The following is a 20404-nucleotide window of genomic DNA, read 5'->3' as shown; positions in this document are numbered from 1 at the left end:
TTCCGGCAAAAAACCGTCTAATTTTGTCTTTACCACTACATTTCGCCAAACCGGTGCTTTAGACGCAGTCAGCAACTGACAGGCGGCACCGTAGACCGCTACAATTACCGACTTTGTCGCAACGCTTGGAGCTCAACCTTCCGTGCCCGTTCTGCGTCTACCGCTTCTCCCTGCCGCGGCAGGTAAACAGCACTGGGGCAACCTGCCCGGTGCCGCCCTGAGCCTGGCCATCGCCGAGGCCGCCAGCGCTGCCAAGCGCTTTACCCTGCTGCTGACCGCCGACAGCCAAAGTGCCGAACGGCTGGAACAGGAGCTGGCCTTCTTCGCCCCGGATTTGCCCGTATTGCACTTTCCCGACTGGGAAACCCTGCCCTACGACCTGTTCTCGCCGCATCAGGACATCATCTCCCAGCGCATCGCCAGCCTCTACCGACTGCCGGAACTGAGCCATGGCGTGCTGGTGGTGCCGATCACGACCGCCCTGCATCGCCTTGCACCGACCAAATTCCTGCTCGGCAGCAGCCTGGTGCTGGATATCGGCCAGAAACTCGACGTCGAGCAAATGCGCACCCGGCTTGAAGCCACCGGTTATCGCTACGTCGATACGGTGTATGAACACGGCGAATTCACCGTGCGCGGCTCGCTGATCGATCTGTTCCCGATGGGCAGCAAGCTTCCATACCGCATCGATCTGTTCGACGACGAAATCGAAACCCTGCGCACCTTCGATCCGGAGAACCAGCGTTCCATCGACAAGGTCGATTCGGTCAAGCTGTTGCCGGCCAGGGAGTTCCCGCTACAGAAAGAAGCGGTCACCCGTTTCAAGGCACGCTTCCGCGAGCGTTTTGACGTCGACTTCCGCCGCTGCCCGATCTTCCAGGACTTGAGCAGCGGGATTACCCCGGCCGGCATCGAGTACTACCTGCCGCTGTTCTTCGAAGAAACCTCGACGCTGTTCGATTACCTGCCCCAGGACACGCAAGTGTTTTCCCTGCCGGGCATCGAACAGGCGGCGGAAAACTTCTGGAACGATGTGCGCAATCGTTATGAAGAACGCCGCGTCGACCCGTCCCGTCCTTTATTGCCGCCCGCCGAACTGTTCCTGCCGGTGGAAGACTGCTTCGCGCGCCTGAAGAACTGGCCGCGCGTGGTGGCCAGTCAACAGGACGTGGAAAGCGGTAGCGGTCGCGAGCGATTCCCCGCTCGGGAGCTGCCGAACCTGGCCATCGAAGCCAAGGCCACGCAGCCGCTGGCGGCGCTGGCCGAGTTCCTCGACCAGTTCCCCGGCCGCGTGTTGTTTACCGCCGAATCGGCAGGCCGTCGCGAAGTACTGCTGGAACTGCTGGAACGCCTGAAGCTGCGGCCGAAAACCGTCGACAGCTGGCCGGACTTTGTCGCCGGCAAGGAGCGCCTGGCGATCACCATCGCCCCGCTCGATGAAGGCCTGCAGCTCGACGACCCGGCCCTGGCCCTGGTTGCCGAAAGCCCGTTGTTCGGCCAGCGCGTGATGCAACGTCGACGCCGGGAAAAACGCGCCGATGCCAACAACGATGCGGTGATCAAGAACCTCACCGAGCTGCGCGAAGGCGCGCCGGTGGTGCATATCGACCACGGTGTCGGCCGCTACCTCGGCCTGACGATCCTCGAGATCGACAGTCAGGCCGCTGAATTCCTGACGCTGGAATACGCCGAGAACGCCAAGCTCTACGTGCCGGTGGCCAACCTGCACCTGATCGCCCGCTACACAGGCAGCGACGATGCCCTGGCCCCGCTGCATCGCCTCGGTTCCGAGACCTGGCAGAAAGCCAAGCGCAAGGCTGCCGAACAGGTGCGCGACGTCGCCGCCGAGCTGCTCGACATCTATGCCCGCCGCGCCGCCCGCGAAGGTTATGCCTTCGCCGACCCGAAAGCCGACTACGCGACCTTCAGCGCCGGCTTCCCGTTCGAAGAAACCCCGGACCAGCAAACCACCATCGAAGCGGTGCGCGAAGACATGCTCGCGCCCAAGCCGATGGACCGCCTGGTGTGCGGCGACGTCGGCTTCGGCAAGACCGAAGTGGCCATGCGCGCCGCGTTCATCGCGGTTCACGGTGGTCGCCAAGTGGCGATCCTGGTGCCGACCACCCTGCTCGCCCAGCAGCACTACAACAGCTTCCGCGACCGCTTCGCCGACTGGCCGGTGACCGTGGAGGTGATGAGCCGCTTCAAGTCGGCCAAGGAAGTGAACGCCGCGGTCGCCGATCTGGCCGAAGGCAAGATCGACATCGTCATCGGCACGCACAAGCTGCTGCAGGACGACGTGAAGATCAAAAACCTCGGGCTGGTGATCATCGACGAGGAACACCGCTTCGGTGTGCGCCAGAAAGAACAGCTCAAGGCACTGCGCAGCGAAGTCGACATCCTCACCCTGACCGCCACGCCGATTCCGCGCACGCTGAACATGGCGGTGTCGGGCATGCGCGACCTGTCGATCATCGCCACGCCGCCGGCCCGTCGCCTGTCGGTGCGCACCTTCGTCATGGAACAGAACAAGAGCACGGTCAAAGAGGCCTTGCTGCGTGAGCTGCTGCGGGGCGGCCAGGTCTATTACCTGCACAACGATGTGAAAACCATCGAGAAATGCGCCGCCGACCTCGCCGAACTGGTGCCGGAAGCACGGATCGGCATCGGTCACGGGCAGATGCGCGAACGTGATCTCGAACAGGTGATGAGCGACTTCTATCACAAGCGCTTCAACGTACTGATCGCCTCGACCATCATCGAGACCGGTATCGACGTGCCGAGCGCCAACACCATCATCATCGAGCGCGCCGACAAGTTCGGCCTGGCACAGTTGCACCAGTTGCGCGGCCGGGTCGGACGCAGCCACCACCAGGCGTACGCCTACCTGCTGACGCCGCCACGCCAGCAAATCACCCCGGACGCGGAAAAGCGCCTGGAAGCGATTGCCAATACCCAGGACCTCGGCGCGGGCTTCGTGCTCGCCACCAACGACCTGGAAATCCGTGGCGCCGGCGAACTGCTCGGCGACGGCCAGAGCGGGCAGATCCAGGCAGTCGGCTTCACGCTGTACATGGAAATGCTCGAACGCGCGGTGAAGTCGATCCGCAAGGGCGAGCAGCCGAACCTCGATCAACCGCTCGGCGGCGGCCCGGAAGTCAACTTGCGGGTACCGGCGTTGATTCCGGAAGATTACCTGCCGGATGTCCACGCCCGCCTGATCCTCTACAAACGCATCGCCTCGGCCACCGATGAAGATGGCCTCAAGGATTTGCAGGTGGAGATGATCGATCGATTCGGCCTGCTGCCGGAACCGACCAAGAACCTGATCCGCATCACTGCGCTGAAATTGCAGGCCGAGCAACTGGGCATCAAGAAAGTCGATGGCGGCCCGCAAGGCGGTCGCGTCGAGTTCGCCGCACAGACGCCGGTCGACCCGCTGACCCTGATCAAGCTGATCCAGAGCCAGCCAAAACGCTACAAATTCGAAGGCGCCACGATGTTCAAGTTCATGGTTCCGATGGAGCGCCCGGAAGAGCGCTTTAATACTGTAGAGGCGCTGTTCGAGCGCCTCGTTCCGAAAACTGCTTGAAGGACGCCGCATGCGCCTGTTTCGCTCTCTGACTTTGCTGACCCTGCTGATGCCAGCGCTGGTCGCCCCCACGGCATTTGCCGATGACCTGTATCAGGTCGAAATGATTCTGGTCCGTCAAAACGCCGTGCCGGCGATTGTCAGCCGCGCCGCACCGGAAGACTGGGCGGCTGGCGCCCAGCCCGTCAGCGCCGACAGCCTGCGCACGCCAAGCCTCAATGGCGAGGTGGAAAAACTCACCGCCAGCAATGAATACACAGTGTTGCTGCACAAGGCCTGGCAACAGAACCTTGGCGAGGAAGCCACCCGAATCGCGATCAGCGACGGCAAGGAACAATTTGGCCAATTCCCTATCGAGGGCACGTTGAGCATGAAGTTGGGGCGCTTTACCGACGTCGACGCAGACTTCTGGGTGAACCAGATCAACGAAGATGGCCTGGTCACCGCCAGCGAACGCCTGAAGACCGACAGTCATACCAAAAACGGCCAGTTGAACTTCCTCGACGCCGGCCATCTCGGCCTGCTGATCAAGATCACCTCGCTGACCGCTCCCGCACCCCGAGCAGCTCCCGAAGAAATTCCGGACTGATCTATGTCCGCGACCCTGAGCAAACCCCTGGCACCGTCCTGGGTCAGCCGATTCAAAGAACAGAGCCTGGAGCGCGGTCGCCGCTACGCGCTGGAGAATCGCGTCAGGATCGTCGAGGCCGGCGACGCTACCATCGTCGCCGCTTGCGAAGGCTCTGGCGGTAACGTTTACCGCCAGACCATTCGCTTGCGCGAGTCAGCCAAGGGCACCCTGCTGATGGTCGACGCCACCTGCTCGTGCCCGGTGCACAACAACTGCAAACATTGCGCGGCGGTGCTCCTGCAAGTGCAGGAAACCCTCGACTACCCTGCCGCCGCCAAAGACGCCGAACTCCTGGAAAAACTCCAGGCCGTCCTGGAAAACCGCAGCCCGAAAGCCCCGCCGCAAGTGCTCGTGGACAACGTGCAACCGGTCCCGCGCCTGTGGCTGGCGAGCATCGAGTTCAGCGCATTCGAGCCGCGCAACGGCCGCATGCAGCGCTATATCCAGCATCGTGCGGCGCTGTCGTTCAGCTACCTGGACGAGTACGTGTCCGGGCAGAAAAACGCCGACATCCTGATTCGCCAGGAAACCCAGACGCTACGGATAAAACGTCACCCGGAAGTGGAACAGTCCTACCGGGAACAGTTGCGAATCCTCGGCTTCAAAGTCGCCACCCGACAAAGCAAGGCCCTGCCGGAAAGTGCCGGCGAACTGTTCGAGATGGTCAATGACAGCGCCTGGCTGACCTTTACCCTCAATGAACTGCCGAAGTTGCGCACCCAGGGCTGGGAACTGCAGATCGATGAGGAATTCGGCTTCGACCTGACCGCAGTGGACGACTGGTACGCCACCGTTGAACAGGCACCGGAGCGCGACTGGTTCGATCTGGAACTGGGGATCATCGTCAACGGCGAACGCCTGAGCCTGTTGCCGATCCTGCTCAACCTGATGCGCTCGCACACCGAAATCCTCAACCCGGAACGCCTGGCCCGACGCCGCGACGACGAGCTGATCCTGGTCAACATCCCCAATCGCCCGAACTCCGAGCACGGCCCGCTGCAAGTCGCCCTGCCCTTCGGCCGCTTGAAGCCGGTGCTGGCCACCCTTGGCGAGTTCTACCTGCAGGAGCCCGGCGAAACCACCTTGCGCCTGAGCAAGGCCGACGCCACGCGCCTGAACCCGCTGGAAGACATGCCACTGCTCTGGGAGGGCGGCGAACAGATCCGCACCTTTGCCCAGCGCCTGCGCGACGTCAAGGACTACACCGCCGCCGCCCCGGACGGCCTGAATGCGACGCTGCGCCCTTACCAACTCGAGGGCTTGAGCTGGATGCAGTCGCTGCGGCAACTGGACGTAGGCGGAATTCTTGCGGACGACATGGGCCTGGGCAAAACCCTGCAGACACTGGCGCACGTGCTGAGCGAGAAAAACGCCGGGCGCCTCGATCGACCTAGCATGGTGGTGATGCCGACCAGCCTGATCCCCAACTGGCTCGACGAAGCGGCGCACTTTACGCCGCAGCTCAAGGTGCTGGCGCTCTACGGTGCCGGCCGCAAAAAGCACTTCGACAAGCTGGCTGACTACGATCTGATCCTGACCACCTACGCCCTGCTGCCCAAGGATGTCGAACGCCTGGCTGCGCAGCCGCTGCACATACTGGTGCTGGATGAAGCGCAATACATCAAGAACCCGACCAGCAAGGCCGCCCAGGCCGCCCGCGAGCTGAATGCCCGGCAGCGCCTGTGCCTGAGTGGCACACCGCTGGAAAACCATCTGGGTGAACTGTGGTCGCTGTTTCACTTCCTCCTGCCGGGCTGGCTGGGCGATGTCAAAAGCTTCAACCGCGATTACCGCGTACCGATTGAAAAGCGCGCCAGCGAAGTCAGGCTTGCGCACCTCAACGGTCGGATCAAGCCGTTTCTGTTGCGCCGCACCAAGGAGCAGGTGGCCACCGAATTGCCGCCGAAAACCGAGATCATCCACTGGGTCGAGCTCAACGAAGCGCAACGCGACGTGTACGAAACCATGCGCCTGGCCATGGACAAGAAAGTCCGCGACGAGATCACCCGCAAAGGCGTGGCCCGCAGTCAGATCATCATTCTCGAAGCGCTGCTCAAGCTGCGCCAGGTGTGCTGCGATTTGCGTCTGGTCAACGAAGCGACCCTGCCAAGCCGTGGCAGCACCTCAGGCAAGCTCGACAGCCTGATGGAAATGCTCGAGGAATTGTTCGAGGAAGGTCGGCGGATCCTGCTGTTCTCGCAGTTCACCTCAATGCTGTCGCTGATCGAAGACGAACTGAACAAGCGCGGCGTGGCCTACGCCCTGCTGACCGGCCAGACCCGCGACCGCCGCACACCGGTGAAGGAATTCCAGAGCGGCAAACGTCAGATCTTTCTGATCAGCTTGAAGGCCGGCGGTGTTGGCCTGAACCTGACCGAAGCGGACACGGTGATTCACTACGACCCATGGTGGAACCCGGCGACGGAAAACCAGGCGACCGACCGGGCGTATCGCATCGGCCAGGAGAAGCCGGTTTTCGTCTACAAACTGATTGCGCGGGGCACGGTGGAGGAAAAGATCCAGCACCTGCAAAAGGAAAAATCCGACCTCGCGGCCGGCGTGCTGGATGGGCGCAAGGCCGGGGACTGGAAACTGCAGAGCGATGATATCGAGGCGCTGTTTGCGCCGCTGCCGGAAAACCTCGAAAAGCGTTGAAAGGTGTGGAGCCAGACAAATCGCATCGCGGGCAAGCCACGCTCCCACAGGTCTTGAGTCGATTACAGAATTTGTGATCGACACCGAACCTGTGGGAGCGTGGCTTGCCCGCGATAGGGTCAACTCGGTGTTGCAGCCTGACTCAGCCCTTGAGCACCCGCGCCAGCGTCGATTTCACCTTGCCCATCCCGTCATGCAGAGCCTGCTCGATCTCGGCCATGGTGATCACCGCCGTCGACTTGCCCGCCGCTGGATTCACCACCAGCGCCAGGCAGGCGTAATCCAGTTCCAGCTCACGGGCCAGGGCGGCCTCCGGCATGCCGGTCATGCCGACGATGTCGCAGCCATCGCGTTCCAGCCGGGCGATTTCAGCCACGGTCTCCAGGCGCGGCCCTTGAGTACAGGCGTACACGCCATGGCTGCTGTAGCCCACACCTTCCGCCGCCAATGCCGCGATCAGTTGCTGGCGCAACGGTTCGCTGTAGGGGTAGCTGAAATCGATATGGGTGACCTGTTCCAGATCATCGGCAAAGTAGGTGTGCTCACGACCGCTGGTGTAGTCGATCAACTGATGCGGCACGCAGAAATGCCCGGTGCCCATGGCTGCATGGATGCCGCCCACGGCGTTGACCGCCAGGATGGCTTCGGCACCGGCCTGCTTCAACGCCCAGAGATTGGCGCGGTAGTTGACCTGATGCGGCGGAAAACGATGGGGATGGCCGTGGCGCGCCAGGAACAGCACTTCCCTGCCGGCATATTCGCCGATCTGAACCTCGGCCGAAGGTGCGCCATAAGGCGTGTCCACTGCCAGTGACTGGCGAATGCTCAGGCCTTCGAGCTGAGTCAGGCCAGTGCCACCGATAATCGCGTAAACCGTCATAACGAACAGTCCTTAATCAATCAATTGAGCTTCTTTGAGCGCGCCGACAGCGGCCAGCCAGCGTGGGTCCTGACGGTATTCGGTGCCGGCGAACGACTGGCCGCGCATCCGCGCAATCCGTGCCGATGGCTTGACCTTCAGACGCTGGGCAGCGCTCAGGGCCAGTTCGGCGGCCGCACGGTCGTTGCACACCAGGCCCATGTCGCAACCTGCTGTCAGCGCCGCTTCGATACGACTGGCGGCATCGCCGACCACGTGAGCACCCGCCATCGACAGGTCGTCACTGAAGATCACGCCATCGAACTGCAACTCGCCACGCAGGATGTCCTGCAGCCAGCGACGGGAAAAACCTGCAGGCTGGGAATCGACCTGTGGATAAATCACGTGGGCCGGCATGACCGCGGCCAGTTGCTTGCTCAGCTTGGTGAACGGCACCAGGTCGTTGGCGCGGATCTCGTCGAGGCTGCGCTCATCATTCGGGATCGCGACGTGGGAGTCTGCTTCGGCCCAGCCATGGCCAGGGAAGTGCTTGCCGGTGGCCGCCATGCCTGCGCTGTTCATCCCGCGGATGAATGCACCCGCGAGCAAGGCAGCGCGCTCGGGATCACCTTCGAACGAGCGGGTGCCGACAACGGCGCTGCGCTGGTAATCCAGATCCAGCACCGGGGCAAAGCTCAGGTCCAGGCCAACGGCCAGCACTTCGGTGGCCATGATCCAGCCGCACTGCTCGGCCAGGTATTCGGCGTTCGGATTGTCGGCAATGGCGCGCATGGCGGGCAAGCGCACGAAACCCTGGCGCAGGCGCTGCACGCGGCCGCCCTCTTGATCCACCGCCAACAGCAGATCGGGACGAATGGCGCGAATGGCCGCACTCAGCTCGCGCACTTGACGCGGATGCTCGATGTTGCGGGCAAAGATGATCAGGCCGCCCACTTCGGGCTGGCGCAACAATTGGCGATCCTCAGCCGTCAGCCAGGTACCGGCGACATCCACCATCAACGAGCCTTGCAAGCCAGCAGTCATAAGAATTCCTTCATAACAGAAAACCCGGCCCACACACATTCGCCGCCAAGGACATGGCCCGGCAGATTGGCGAATTCAATGGGGAATGGGTTCAGAACGAGAGTCGGCATGGGCGGCTAGCTTAACGGATGTCAGCTGCCGCGCCCACCCGTGTGCGGTCAAACCTTGGCGGCAACCGGTGTCGATTTGCTGCGTGGACGCAACTGGGCAGTGGCCATGGCCGCATCCGTCACACCGGACTCGGCACGCATGCCGGCGGCCAGGAACGGCACCATCAGGCGCATGACCTGCTCGATCGAGGTGTTCACGCCGAAGTCGGTTTCGGCAATCGCGCGCAAGGCCTTGATACCGGACATGCTGAACGCCGCCGCACCGAGCATGAAGTGCACGCGCCAGAACAGTTCGATCGGTGGAATGCGTGGTGCCGCTTCGTTGACCAGCATCATGTAGCGGCGGAAGACCTTGCCGTACATGTCTTCCAGGTAACGACGCAAATGCCCCTGGCTCTGACTGAACGCCAGTCCCAGCAAACGCATGAAGATCGACAGGTCGTTGCCGCTGCGCGGTTGCACCACCAGGGCCTGCTCGACGAGGATTTCCAGCAACTCTTCGAGGGTCGGCCTGATTTCAGGCTTGGCCTGACGCCGCTCCAGCTCTTTATCGAGGCTCAGGCAAAACGGCCCGAGGAACCGCGAGAAAACCGCCTGGATCAACGCCTTCTTCGAACCGAAGTGATAGTTCACCGCCGCCAGATTGACACCGGCCTTGCTGGTGATCAGGCGCAACGAGGTTTCAGCGAAACCTTTTTCCGCGAACAACTGCTCGGCTGCATCAAGAATGCGTTCAACGGTTTCCGACTGGGCCATGGCTACTCCGCCTGACAAACACTTGTTTGAAACATACGTTTCAGCCTGTGCCTTGTCAAGTCTGGCAGTTAGTTTCGGGAATGGTCGGTCAGACATTTAACCACACAACGGCAAAGCTTCAATCCACTGACTGATCGACCGTCCGGCGGCCACTGAAAAATGGAGCATTGCCAAGACCGCGCCACTGTATATAATCCCAGTCACTGTATAAAAAAACAGAGCGATCAATATGCTAAAGCTGACGCCACGCCAAGCCGAGATTCTGGCCTTCATCAAACGCTGCCTGGAAGACAACGGCTACCCGCCGACCCGTGCGGAAATCGCTCAGGAACTGGGTTTCAAGTCGCCCAACGCGGCGGAAGAACACCTCAAGGCCCTGGCCCGCAAGGGTGCCATCGAGATGACGCCTGGCGCCTCGCGCGGCATCCGCATCCCCGGCTTCGAAGCCAAGGCCGACGACTCCACCCTGCCGATCATTGGCCGGGTCGCAGCCGGCGCCCCGATTCTTGCGCAGCAACATATCGAAGAGTCCTGCAACATCAACCCTGCCTTCTTCCATCCGCGCGCCGACTACCTGCTGCGCGTCCACGGGATGAGCATGAAGGATGTCGGCATTTTCGATGGCGACCTGCTGGCGGTCCACACCACCCGCGAGGCGCGTAACGGCCAGATCGTGGTGGCGCGCATCGGCGACGAAGTGACCGTCAAGCGTTTCAAGCGTGACGGCAGCAAAGTCTGGCTGATCGCCGAGAACCCCGAGTTCGCCCCTATCGAAGTGAACCTTCAAGACCAGGAACTGGTGATCGAAGGCTTGAGTGTCGGCGTCATTCGCCGCTAAAGGAGGCACCATGCAGTTTCCACAGACATCACCACAGCAAACCCAACTGCCGTTGTTCGAAGCGTTCATGGCACAGCCATTGGCGCCGATTCTGAAAGACGTGGTCGAGTCCCCCTGGAGCGCCGAACCCGACGTTTTCAGCGAGCTGTCACTGCGTGGTGCAGCCGGGAACTGCCTGAGCCTCCTGGCACCGATCCTCAGGGAATTGAGTCAGGACCAGGACGCACGCTGGCTGACACTGATCGCGCCACCTGCCAGCCTGACTCAAGCCTGGCTGCGAGATGCCGGCCTCAATCGCGAGCGCATCCTGTTGCTGCAATCACGGGGCGCCCAGAGTGCCCAGCAGCTCACTTGCGAAGCCCTGCGCCTGGGGCGCAGCCATACGGTGGTCAGCTGGCTCAACCCGCTGAGCAGCCAATCGCGGCAACAGCTGATCAGCGCCGCCCGCACCGGGGACGCTCAGAGCCTGAATATTCGTTTGGGTTAACTGACAGCAGGGGCGCGAGCTTCACCGCGCGAGGCTTCTCCAGGGACAGAGAAGCCGAAGTGTTGCGAGATCAAGAAAAACGACGGACGGGGATCAATGAAGAACCCGTGTCCCCTCGTCCTTGTCGAATTCGCCTTCAACCAGGCGTCCTGCCATCTGAACACCGACGCTCAACATCGCCTTGGCGACTTCCACGTGCTGCCCTTGCAGGAACGCCTTGGCGTCCTCGGAGAAATCCAAAGTAACCAGAGAACCCTCGTCCTCGGCCCTGCGCAGCTCGATACGGCCGTCTGGTAACTCGACAATTTCTAGAAAGGACGTTGGCATAAAGGACTGTTCTCCACGAAAGGCGGGGATTATATAGGCATCGCTCGGGCTTCGCTTGGGATCTTGACCAGATGTCATTACCCGGCCGCTTGTGTCAGCACTCGTTCAACCCTTCACGAAACCGGATCGCCAATCCTTTCAGGTTCTGGCGCCAGCTCTCCAGCTCTTCCCGGCTCAACTCCTGCGGCGCGTCCTCTTCATCCAGATTGACAGCCTGGATCAGCGGCTGGGTCACGTCCCCTTTCGGCTTGTGCGGCGCGCGTGGCGGCTGAAACAGCGCAGCATGGGCAGCCAGCAGCCTGGCCAGCCAGGTTTCCGGGTTATTGGCCAGTTCGACCAGCTCGGCCATTTCCGGAATGGCGATGGTTTCCAGCACTTCGCGAGTCAGCAACAGCTCTGCACGAGGCGCATTGGCCTGAGGCAGGCGATAGAAGCCGGCGATTTCGTGACACAGACCCAACAGCGCGCCGTACAGGTGAAACAGCGCGGATTCGCGTCCCGCCTGGATCAGCGCCAGCGAATTCATCGCCCGACCCTCTTCAGTGCGAGCCAGTGCTTCCAGTGACAGGCCGGCGAAATAGATCTTCTGATTGGTACGGGTATAGAGTTCGTGGGCCATGACGGCAGCCTCCACAACGAATAAGGGCTTCTAGCAGGTCAGACAGTGTCGTGGATCAGCCAGGCAAACCGCAAGTCCTCTGCCGATACTGTAGGAGCGAGCCTGCTCGCGAAAAACGTTAACGATAACGCGTGCATCCTGGAAAAACGTGTCGCCTTTGAGTTTTTCGCGAGCAGGCTCGCTCCTACAGAAAAGCAGCAGAAACAAAAAGGCCGCATGAAAACCCCAAAGGGTTGTCATGCGGCCTTTTCAGTACCGCGACGCTTTACGCCTTGGCAGCCGGGCGCTTGTCTTCGACTTTCCACTTGCCACCGTCGTAGAACGCTTTCCAGCCAGTCGGCTTACCGTCAACCTCGGTCTGCACGTACTGTTCCTTGGTCTTGCGGCTGTAACGAATCACAGCCGGGAGGCCATCCGGATCTTTCTTCGGTGCTTCGCAGAGGAAGTGATACTTCGGATCGATCTCATCCTTGTGCGGGATGATTTCCAGCACCAGCGGAGCACGGGTTTCACGGTTTTTCGGGAACTGGCTGGCTGCCAGGAACAGACCCGATGCACCGTCGCGCAGGATGTAGGTGTCGTTAACCTTTTCGCATTTCAGCTCAGGCATCTTCACCGGGTCCATCTTCGGCGGCGCCGCGTCACCGCTCTTGAGCAGTTTGCGGGTGTTTTTGCAGGTGGCATTGGTGCAACCGAAGAACTTGCCGAAACGGCCGGTCTTGAGCTGCATCTCGCTGCCGCACTTGTCGCATTCCAGGCTCGGACCTTCATAGCCCTTGATGCGATAGGTGCCCTCTTCGATTTCGTAGCCATCGCAATCCGGGTTGTTACCGCAGATGTGCAGCTTGCGTTTCTCATCGAGCAGGTAGGCATCCATCGCCGTGCTGCAGATCGGGCAGCGATGCTTGCCGCGCAGTACCAGCGACTCCGACTCGCCCTCGTCGTCCGCGGCGATTTCGTCGCCAGGCACCAGGTTGACGGTGGCCTTGCAGCGTTCTTTCGGCGGCAGGCTATAGCCCGAGCAACCGAGGAACACGCCGGTCGACGCGGTACGAATCTGCATCGGACGGCCGCAAGTGGTGCACGGAATGTCGGTCATCACCGGCTGGTTGGCACGCATGCCACTTTCCGGACTTTCGGCCACTTCGAGCTTCTTCTTGAAGTCGCCGTAGAACTCGTCGAGCACGTTTTTCCAGTCGCGTTCGCCCTGGGCCACGTCATCGAGATGCTCTTCCATGCCGGCGGTGAAGCCGTAGTCCATCAGGTTGGAAAAGCTTTCGGACAGACGCTCGGTGACGATGTCGCCCATCTTTTCCGAATAGAAACGACGGTTGTGCAGCGCCACATAGCCGCGGTCCTGGATGGTCGAAATGATTGCCGCGTAGGTCGAAGGACGACCGATGCCGCGTTTTTCCATTTCTTTAACCAGGCTGGCTTCCGAGTAACGCGCCGGCGGCTTGGTGAAGTGCTGGGTCGGATCAAGCTTGATCAGCTTCATCGCGTCGCCCTGGGCCATGTCCGGCAATACGTCGTCGTCGCCCGGCTTGGCGATTTGCGGCATGACACGGGTGTAGCCGTCGAACTTGAGGATGCGGCCCTTGGCACGCAGCTCGAAGTCGCCAGCGCCCACGGTGACGGTAGTCGACAGGTATTGCGCCGGCAGCATCTGGCAAGCGAGGAACTGGCGCCAGATCAGCTCGTAGAGGCGCTCAGCGTCACGCTCCATGCCCGACAGCTTGCTTGGCTCGGTGTTGGCGTCGGACGGACGAATCGCTTCGTGAGCCTCTTGTGCGCCTTCCTTGCTGCTGTAGACGTTCGGGTTTTCCGGCAGGTACTTCTTGCCGAACTCGCCTTCAATATATGTACGCGCCATCGCCACAGCATCAACCGAGAGGTTGGTGGAGTCGGTACGCATGTAGGTGATGTAACCGGCTTCGTACAGACGCTGGGCCATCATCATGGTTTTCTTCACACCGAAGCCCAGGCGGTTGCTCGCGGCCTGCTGCAGGGTGGAAGTGATGAACGGCGCCGACGGCTTGCTGCTGGTCGGTTTGTCTTCGCGCTTGACGATGCTGTAGCTGGAAGCCTTGAGCTTCTCCAGCGCGGCCATGGCCTGGGTTTCGTTGAGCGGCTTGAAGGCTTCGCCTTTCTCGCGGGCCACGTCGAAACGCACGGTCGCGCCTTTGGCGGTGCCGAGGTCGGCGTGCACTTCCCAGTACTCTTCCGGGATGAACGCGCGGATTTCACGTTCGCGCTCGACCACCAGCTTCACGGCAACCGACTGCACACGGCCGGCGGACAGACCGCGAGCGATCTTGGCCCACAGCAGCGGCGAAACCATGTAGCCCACGACTCGGTCGAGGAAACGACGTGCCTGCTGGGCGTTGACACGGTCGATATCCAGCTCGCCGGGTTTCGAGAAGGCTTCCTGAATCGCCTTCTTGGTGATTTCGTTGAACACCACGCGCTTGTAGCGGGTGTCGTCACCACCGATGGCTTCGCGCAGGTGCCAGGCAATGGCTTCCCCCTCGCGGTCCAAGTCGGTTGCGAGATAGATGGTGTCAGCATCCTTGGCGAGCCGGCGCAGCTCTTCGATGACCTTTTCCTTGCCCGGGAGGATCTCGTACTTGGCTTTCCAGCCATGGTCCGGATCGACGCCCATGCGCGCGACCAGCTGCTTGCGCGCCTTTTCTTTCGGCGACAAGGCCGGCGCTTCGCCCGCAGCAGCCTTGCCGCGCTTGGCGGCTGGCTCTTTGCTGGCGCTAGCCGAACCGCTGGTGGGCAGGTCTCGGATATGGCCGATACTCGACTTCACCACGTATTCGTTGCCCAAATACTTGTTGATGGTCTTGGCCTTAGCCGGGGATTCCACAATGACCAGCGATTTGCCCATGGATCGGAAAATTCCTGAATTCGAGAAGTGAAAGGCGGTTGGCGCCTGACGCGGCACCGCTATATATAGTGGCAACAAGGTGAGGTCAAGCGCAGGGTTTTGCGCGAACTCAGCTTATGGCTTGGTAAAAAGGCTTTCTTCGGCCTGCACCAAAGCAAAGCGTGGCACCTGTTCGCCGTCAACCTCGACGGACTCCAGGAACATGCTCAAGGGACGTACCCAAAAGCCGTAATCGCCATACAGGGCTTGGTAGAAGACCACTTCTTCTTCGGTTTCCGAATGCCGCGCAACACTGAAAACGCGGTACTGCGGACCTTTGTAATGTTGGTAGAGCCCAGGTTGTATCGGCATGCTTTGGCCCTCACTCAAATTCTTTCAAAATAAAAACAAAAATAAATCCGGAAAAACAAAAACCGGGGCACTTGGCCCCGGCTTCCATCAACGAGTCGCTTAAACGCGTTCGAAGACGGTGGAGATGCCTTGGCCGAGACCAATGCACATGGTGGCTACCCCGAGGTTGCCGCCATTTTGCTTCATCACGTTGAGCAAAGTGCCGGAGATACGCGCACCGGAGCAACCGAACGGGTGACCCAGGGCGATCGCGCCGCCGTGCAGGTTAACCTTCTCGTTCATCTTGTCGAGCACTTTCAGATCTTTCAGCACTGGCAGGGCCTGTGCGGCGAAAGCTTCGTTGAGCTCGAAGAAGTCGATGTCGGAGATGCTCAGACCCGCGCGCTTCAGTGCTTTCTGTGTGGCCGGTACTGGACCATAGCCCATGATTGCCGGATCCACACCTGCCACTGCCATCGAACGGATCACCGCCAAAGGCTGGATACCCAGGTCCTGTGCACGCTGCGCCGACATCACGATCATGCACGAAGCACCATCGGTGATCTGCGACGAAGTACCCGCTGTCACGGTGCCGCCCTTTGGATTGAATGCCGGCTTGAGGGCCGCCAGGCTTTCCAGGGTGGTTTCCGGACGAATGGTTTCGTCGTAGTCGAAGGTTTTCAGGAAACCGTTCTCGTCGTAGCCCTGCATCGGGATGATTTCGTCTTTGAACTTGCCTTCCACGGTCGCCTTGTGGGCGAGTTGGTGGGAGCGCACGCCGAAAGCGTCCTGTTGCTCGCGAGTGATGCCGTGCATCTTGCCCAGCATTTCCGCGGTCAGGCCCATCATGCCGGAGGCTTTCGCCGCATACAGCGACATGTGCGGGTTCGGATCGACACCGTGCATCATGCTCACGTGGCCCATATGCTCGACGCCGCCAACGACGAATACGTCACCGTTACCGGTCATGATCGCTTGCGCAGCAGTGTGCAGGGCGCTCATGGACGAGCCACACAGACGGCTGACGGTCTGGCCGGCCGAGGTGTGCGGGATCTGGGTCATCAGCGACGCCATGCGCGCGATGTTCCAGCCCTGCTCCAGGGTCTGGTTGACGCAGCCCCAGATCACGTCCTCGACTTCGGCAGGATCGACCTTGACGTTGCGTTCCAGCAGTTTGCTGATCAGGTGCGCCGACATGTCTTCGGCGCGGGTGTTGCGGTGCATGCCGCCCTTGGAGCGGCCCATCGGAGTACGACCGAAGTCGACAATCACGACGTCTCTAGGATTCAAGCTCATAAGTTCACTCTCACTCTAGTTGGGGGCGCTTAACCGAAGAAGCTCTGGCCGTTCTTGGCCATTTCGCGCAGCTTCGCGGTCGGGTGGTACAGCGCGCCCAAATCAGCGTACTGGTCAGCCAGGGCAACGAACTCTGCCACACCGATCGAGTCGATGTAGCGCAGCGCACCGCCACGGAATGGAGGGAAACCGATACCGTAGACCAGACCCATGTCGGCTTCGGCAGCGGTTTCAACGATGCCGTCTTCCAGGCAACGCACGGTTTCCAGGCACAGCGGGATCATCATCCAGTTGATGATGTCTTCGTCAGTGACTTCGCGCTGCTCGTAAACGATCGGCTTGAGCACTTCCAGCACCGACGGATCGGCGACTTTCTTCTGCTTGCCTTTCTTGTCGGCCTCGTAGGCGTAGAAGCCCTTGCCGTTCTTCTGGCCCAGGCGCTTGGCTTCGTAAAGCACGTCGATGGCCGAGCGACGGTCATCCTTCATGCGATCCGGGAAGCCTTCAGCCATCACGTCACGACCGTGGTGGCCGGTGTCGATGCCGACCACGTCCATCAGGTAGGCCGGGCCCATCGGCCAGCCGAATTTTTCCATGACCTTGTCGATACGGACGAAGTCCACACCGGCGCTGACCAGCTTGGCGAAACCGCCGAAGTACGGGAACAGCACGCGGTTGACCAGGAAGCCCGGGCAGTCGTTGACGACGATCGGGTTCTTGCCCATTTTCTTGGCGTAGGCAACGGTGGTGGCAACGGCCAGCTCGCTGGACTTCTCGCCACGGATCACTTCCACCAGCGGCATCATGTGCACCGGGTTGAAGAAGTGCATGCCGACGAAGTTTTCCGGACGCTTGAGGGCCTTGGCCAGCAAGGTAATGGAAATGGTCGAGGTGTTGGACGCCAGGATGGTGTCTTCCTTGACCTTGTCTTCGACTTCAGCCAGTACCGCTTGCTTGACCTTCGGGTTCTCGACAACCGCTTCGACCACCAGGTCCACGTGACCGAAATCACCGTACGACAGGGTTGGACGAATGCCATTGAGCACTTCAGCCATTTTCGCGGCGGTCATGCGGCCTTTATCAACGCGGCCAACCAGCAGTTTGGCGGCTTCGGCCAGACCCTGCTCGATGCCGTGCTCGTTGATGTCCTTCATCAGGATCGGCGTGCCTTTGGAAGCCGACTGATAGGCGATACCGCCCCCCATGATGCCGGCGCCCAATACGGCAGCCTGCTTCACGTCCTTGGCGATTTCGTCGTAGGCCTTGGCCTTTTTCTTCAGCTCCTGATCGTTCAGGAACAAGCCGATCAAGCTCTGCGCGGCAGAGGTCTTGGCCAGCTTGACGAAACCGGCGGCTTCGATTTCCAGCGCCTTGTCACGACCGAAGTTCGCGGCTTTCTGGATGGTCTTGATCGCTTCGACCGGCGCCGGGTAGTTCGGGCCGGCCTGGCCAGCCACGAAACCCTTGGCGGTTTCGAACGACATCATTTGTTCGATGGCGTTGAGCTTGAGTTTTTCCAGCTTCGGCTGACGCTTGGCCTTGTAGTCAAATTCGCCGCTGATGGCGCCCTTGATCAGGTTCAGTGCAGCTTCGGCCAGTTTCTCCGGGGCAACCACGGCGTCGACGGCACCGACTTTCAGCGCGTCTTCAGCACGGTTTTCCTTACCGGCGGCGATCCACTCGATGGCGTTGTCGGCCCCGATCAGGCGCGGCAGGCGTACGGTGCCGCCAAAACCTGGGTAGATGCCCAGTTTGACTTCTGGCAGGCCGATTTTGGCAGTGGCCGACATGACGCGGAAGTCTGCGGCCAGGCACATTTCGAAGCCGCCACCCAATGCGATGCCGTTGATCGCAGCTACAGTCGGGACGTTGAGGTCTTCGAAATCGCTGAAAATCTTGTTGGCTTCGAGGTTGCCAGCAACAAGTTCTGCATCCGGCAGCTTGAAGTTGTCGACAAATTCGGTGATGTCGGCGCCGACGATGAACACGTCCTTGCCACTGCTGACGATCACGCCCTTGATCGAAGCATCTGCCTTGATGGTGTCTACGGCCTGACGCAGTTCGTTCAGGGTTAGACGGTTGAACTTGTTGACGGACTCACCCTTGAGGTCGAACTTCAGTTCGACGATGCCACTTTCAAGAGCCTTAACCGTGATGGCTTTACCTTCGTAAATCATCAACTGATCTCCACGATATGGAAGCTGAACAGTACACGTCGGACGCAGGCGAATGGCTTGGCAGGGACGTTGATCGTCAATGCTACGCCCATTCCCCCGGCACACCCGCCAACGCGATAGTCGGGATTCTGTAGGAGCGGTCTGAAATACAAACGCTCAATTCATACGCCCGTTTGATTCGGGTACGTCACCTTCACGGAATTTCCGACAATTGTCAATCGCCTGAAACACGGGTTGAAACGCGACTTTCCGGTCATATCCGTACTGCGAAGACCTTCAACACGCCGAAACATGCGAGGTCATTCATAGAATCAATTATTAGAAATGTCGCCCTAAATCGCTGCAGCCCGTGTTTAACGAGCTACGCTGGCGAAATCTAGGGAAAAAGTTGAACGCTTGGGCGAACGCCCGGCGTAAGATCAAGCCCACATTGTTTTACCGGCCTGCCTGGCCATCCCGCCCGATGATGTTGTCGGGCTTTTTATTGCCTGCATGAAAACCTGTAGGAGCGAGCCTGCTCGCGATGAACGTCAACGATGACGCTGTTAGCCTGGCACCCCGCGGAGCCCTCAGGTTTTTCGCGAGCAGGCTCGCTCCTACAGAGGGTGGGGTTTCAGGCGAGCGCCTTGAGGGTGGCATCGATGTGTTGCAACACCTCGGCCTCGCCCTTCTCGCCCCAGTACAAGGCGATCATTTGCTTGTCGGCCTCGACTTTGTAGACATTGCCTGGCAATTTTTCGAAATGATTGAGCAGGCCCGGATCCTCGCAGGTTTCCTGCCACTGATTCACCCAGACGCCCGGTGATTTTTGCCAGTAGCTCCAGCACGCCGGCTGATTGCCACGCCGCGGACGATGGTACTGGGCGCACGGGCTCGGCGGCTCCTGGCTCAGCCAGTGCGGCCACTCCTGGGGCGCCAGTTGCATGGCCAGGCCAATGCGCCGAGCCTCCATCCGCAGGGCAATTCGTCCGCTCTGGGCACGTGACGGGCGCAACCATGCCAGAGGGCTGAGTACCACCAGCAGGATTGACACCACTATCCAGACCGTCATATCTGTACTCCCGATTCTTGATGAGCCCATTGTGTCACTTTGGAACCAATGCGCTTGAAACCAGCCATACTTACCAATATTGCAATCCTCAGGAGGAGCACCTCATGCCCTACAACCATATTCTGGTCGCTGTAGATCTGACCGAAGAGTGCGACCCTGTGATCCACCGCGCTCGCGAGCTGTCGGTGAGCAACGGCGCGAAACTGTCACTGGTGCACATTGTCGAGCCGATGGCGATGGCCTTTGGCGGCGACGTGCCGATGGACCTGTCACAACTGCAACAACAGCAGTTCGATCAGGCCAAGGAGCGCCTGGAGCGCCTCAAGCACAAGTACGCCGAACTCGAAGGCGCCAACTGCCACCTGACCTACGGCCAGCCACGCCAGGAAATCCACCATTTCGCCAAGGAGCAACAATGCGACCTGATCGTGGTGGGCAGCCATGGCCGGCACGGCCTGGCACTCCTGCTGGGCTCCACCGCCAACGATGTACTGCATGGCGCGCCTTGCGATGTGCTGGCGGTGCGCCTGCAAAGCAAAAACTGAAGCCACCCCCTGTAGGAGCCGGCTTGCTGGCGATGGTCGTCAACGATGACGCTACCAACCTGACACCCCGCGGGGCTTCCAGGTCCATCGCGAGCAAGCTCGCTCCTACAGGGAATCCATTTCAAACAGCAAATCGCATTGCATACGAAAAGCCCGGCGCTCATCACTGAGCGCCGGGCTTTTTTATTGCCGGA

16 protein-coding genes are annotated in these 20404 nt (G+C 60.5%); 6 read left to right on the top strand and 10 right to left on the bottom strand.

The window, feature by feature from the left end:
* Nucleotides 1-142: 142 nt before the first annotated feature.
* Genes mfd through EI969_RS17220 form a run of 3 tightly spaced genes read left to right on the top strand, consistent with a single transcriptional unit; the run spans nucleotide 143 to nucleotide 6878 of the window.
* Nucleotides 143-3592 (top strand): transcription-repair coupling factor, encoded by a 3450-nt coding sequence (gene mfd, locus EI969_RS17230; RefSeq protein WP_160388844.1) that lies wholly within the window; start codon nucleotides 143-145, stop codon nucleotides 3590-3592.
* Nucleotides 3593-3602: 10 nt separating this feature from the next.
* Entirely contained in the window at nucleotides 3603-4181 is a 579-nt protein-coding gene (locus tag EI969_RS17225) for a CsiV family protein (RefSeq protein ID WP_160388843.1), read from the top strand.
* A 3-nt stretch (nucleotides 4182-4184) separates the two neighbouring features.
* Nucleotides 4185-6878: a DEAD/DEAH box helicase gene (locus EI969_RS17220; protein ID WP_160388842.1), complete on the top strand. Its 2694-nt coding sequence runs from the start codon at nucleotides 4185-4187 to the stop codon at nucleotides 6876-6878.
* Between the two features lie 142 nt (nucleotides 6879-7020).
* Here EI969_RS17220 and EI969_RS17215 read toward each other — a convergent pair whose 3' ends face one another.
* The 3 genes from EI969_RS17215 to EI969_RS17205 form a co-directional block, all read right to left on the bottom strand.
* Nucleotides 7021-7758, bottom strand: coding sequence for an S-methyl-5'-thioinosine phosphorylase (locus EI969_RS17215; protein WP_160388841.1), 738 nt, complete (start codon nucleotides 7756-7758; stop codon nucleotides 7021-7023).
* Nucleotides 7759-7770: 12 nt separating this feature from the next.
* A complete protein-coding gene (gene nagZ / locus EI969_RS17210) occupies nucleotides 7771-8781 on the bottom strand; it encodes a beta-N-acetylhexosaminidase (protein WP_160388840.1) in 1011 nt (336 codons plus the stop codon).
* A gap of 158 nt (nucleotides 8782-8939) precedes the next feature.
* Entirely contained in the window at nucleotides 8940-9647 is a 708-nt protein-coding gene (locus tag EI969_RS17205) for a TetR/AcrR family transcriptional regulator (protein WP_150717101.1), read from the bottom strand.
* A gap of 229 nt (nucleotides 9648-9876) precedes the next feature.
* Here EI969_RS17205 and lexA point away from each other — a divergent pair, with 229 nt between their 5' ends.
* Nucleotides 9877-10485 carry a transcriptional repressor LexA gene (lexA, locus tag EI969_RS17200; RefSeq protein ID WP_007974043.1) on the top strand — a complete coding sequence of 203 codons (609 nt, stop codon included), beginning with the start codon at nucleotides 9877-9879 and terminating at the stop codon, nucleotides 10483-10485.
* 10 nt (nucleotides 10486-10495) lie between these two features.
* Nucleotides 10496-10972 carry an SOS-induced cell division inhibitor SulA gene (gene sulA, locus EI969_RS17195; protein WP_160388839.1) on the top strand — a complete coding sequence of 159 codons (477 nt, stop codon included), beginning with the start codon at nucleotides 10496-10498 and terminating at the stop codon, nucleotides 10970-10972.
* A gap of 93 nt (nucleotides 10973-11065) precedes the next feature.
* On the opposite strand, the gene EI969_RS17190 is transcribed toward sulA, so the two are convergent.
* The 7 genes from EI969_RS17190 to EI969_RS17160 all read right to left on the bottom strand — a co-directional run bounded on the left by EI969_RS17190 (nucleotide 11066) and on the right by EI969_RS17160 (nucleotide 19665).
* Nucleotides 11066-11299, bottom strand: a complete 234-nt coding sequence (locus EI969_RS17190) for a hypothetical protein (protein WP_053161660.1) — start codon at nucleotides 11297-11299, stop codon at nucleotides 11066-11068.
* 94 nt (nucleotides 11300-11393) lie between these two features.
* Nucleotides 11394-11918: a DUF6586 family protein gene (locus EI969_RS17185; RefSeq protein ID WP_160388838.1), complete on the bottom strand. Its 525-nt coding sequence runs from the start codon at nucleotides 11916-11918 to the stop codon at nucleotides 11394-11396.
* Between the two features lie 265 nt (nucleotides 11919-12183).
* On the bottom strand, nucleotides 12184-14811 hold the full coding sequence (gene topA, locus EI969_RS17180) for a type I DNA topoisomerase (RefSeq protein WP_160388837.1): 2628 nt from the start codon (nucleotides 14809-14811) through the stop codon (nucleotides 12184-12186).
* 114 nt (nucleotides 14812-14925) lie between these two features.
* The gene (locus EI969_RS17175; protein WP_007986363.1) at nucleotides 14926-15162 is read right to left on the bottom strand and encodes a DUF1653 domain-containing protein; all 237 of its coding nucleotides are present in this window, start codon (nucleotides 15160-15162) and stop codon (nucleotides 14926-14928) included.
* 99 nt (nucleotides 15163-15261) lie between these two features.
* A complete protein-coding gene (fadA, locus tag EI969_RS17170) occupies nucleotides 15262-16437 on the bottom strand; it encodes an acetyl-CoA C-acyltransferase FadA (RefSeq protein WP_160388836.1) in 1176 nt (391 codons plus the stop codon).
* A 29-nt stretch (nucleotides 16438-16466) separates the two neighbouring features.
* Nucleotides 16467-18614, bottom strand: a complete 2148-nt coding sequence (gene fadB / locus EI969_RS17165) for a fatty acid oxidation complex subunit alpha FadB (protein WP_160388835.1) — start codon at nucleotides 18612-18614, stop codon at nucleotides 16467-16469.
* 613 nt (nucleotides 18615-19227) lie between these two features.
* On the bottom strand, nucleotides 19228-19665 hold the full coding sequence (locus EI969_RS17160) for a hypothetical protein (protein ID WP_160388834.1): 438 nt from the start codon (nucleotides 19663-19665) through the stop codon (nucleotides 19228-19230).
* 104 nt (nucleotides 19666-19769) lie between these two features.
* Here EI969_RS17160 and EI969_RS17155 point away from each other — a divergent pair, with 104 nt between their 5' ends.
* Complete coding sequence (locus EI969_RS17155; protein WP_160388833.1) at nucleotides 19770-20210, top strand: universal stress protein; 441 nt, start codon at nucleotides 19770-19772, stop codon at nucleotides 20208-20210.
* Nucleotides 20211-20404: the final 194 nt, after the last annotated feature.

Source organism: Pseudomonas sp. PB101 (assembly GCF_009764265.1).
Taxonomy (GTDB): domain Bacteria; phylum Pseudomonadota; class Gammaproteobacteria; order Pseudomonadales; family Pseudomonadaceae; genus Aquipseudomonas.
The sequence above is the reverse complement of the archived record's forward strand: the minus strand, read 5'-3'. Positions and strand labels throughout refer to the sequence as shown.

Bases quoted from the DNA above. Each gene is read 5' to 3' on its own strand.
- EI969_RS17225 (WP_160388843.1), top strand. From the start codon at position 3,603: ATGCGCCTGTTTCGCTCTCTGACTTTGCTGACCCTGCTGATGCCAGCG.
- EI969_RS17220 (WP_160388842.1), top strand. From the start codon at position 4,185: ATGTCCGCGACCCTGAGCAAACCCCTGGCACCGTCCTGGGTCAGCCGA.
- EI969_RS17215 (WP_160388841.1), bottom strand. From the start codon at position 7,758: ATGACGGTTTACGCGATTATCGGTGGCACTGGCCTGACTCAGCTCGAA.
- nagZ (WP_160388840.1), bottom strand. From the start codon at position 8,781: ATGACTGCTGGCTTGCAAGGCTCGTTGATGGTGGATGTCGCCGGTACC.
- EI969_RS17205 (WP_150717101.1), bottom strand. From the start codon at position 9,647: ATGGCCCAGTCGGAAACCGTTGAACGCATTCTTGATGCAGCCGAGCAG.
- lexA (WP_007974043.1), top strand. From the start codon at position 9,877: ATGCTAAAGCTGACGCCACGCCAAGCCGAGATTCTGGCCTTCATCAAA.
- sulA (WP_160388839.1), top strand. From the start codon at position 10,496: ATGCAGTTTCCACAGACATCACCACAGCAAACCCAACTGCCGTTGTTC.
- EI969_RS17190 (WP_053161660.1), bottom strand. From the start codon at position 11,299: ATGCCAACGTCCTTTCTAGAAATTGTCGAGTTACCAGACGGCCGTATC.
- EI969_RS17185 (WP_160388838.1), bottom strand. From the start codon at position 11,918: ATGGCCCACGAACTCTATACCCGTACCAATCAGAAGATCTATTTCGCC.
- topA (WP_160388837.1), bottom strand. From the start codon at position 14,811: ATGGGCAAATCGCTGGTCATTGTGGAATCCCCGGCTAAGGCCAAGACC.
- EI969_RS17175 (WP_007986363.1), bottom strand. From the start codon at position 15,162: ATGCCGATACAACCTGGGCTCTACCAACATTACAAAGGTCCGCAGTAC.
- fadA (WP_160388836.1), bottom strand. From the start codon at position 16,437: ATGAGCTTGAATCCTAGAGACGTCGTGATTGTCGACTTCGGTCGTACT.
- fadB (WP_160388835.1), bottom strand. From the start codon at position 18,614: ATGATTTACGAAGGTAAAGCCATCACGGTTAAGGCTCTTGAAAGTGGC.
- EI969_RS17160 (WP_160388834.1), bottom strand. From the start codon at position 19,665: ATGACGGTCTGGATAGTGGTGTCAATCCTGCTGGTGGTACTCAGCCCT.
- EI969_RS17155 (WP_160388833.1), top strand. From the start codon at position 19,770: ATGCCCTACAACCATATTCTGGTCGCTGTAGATCTGACCGAAGAGTGC.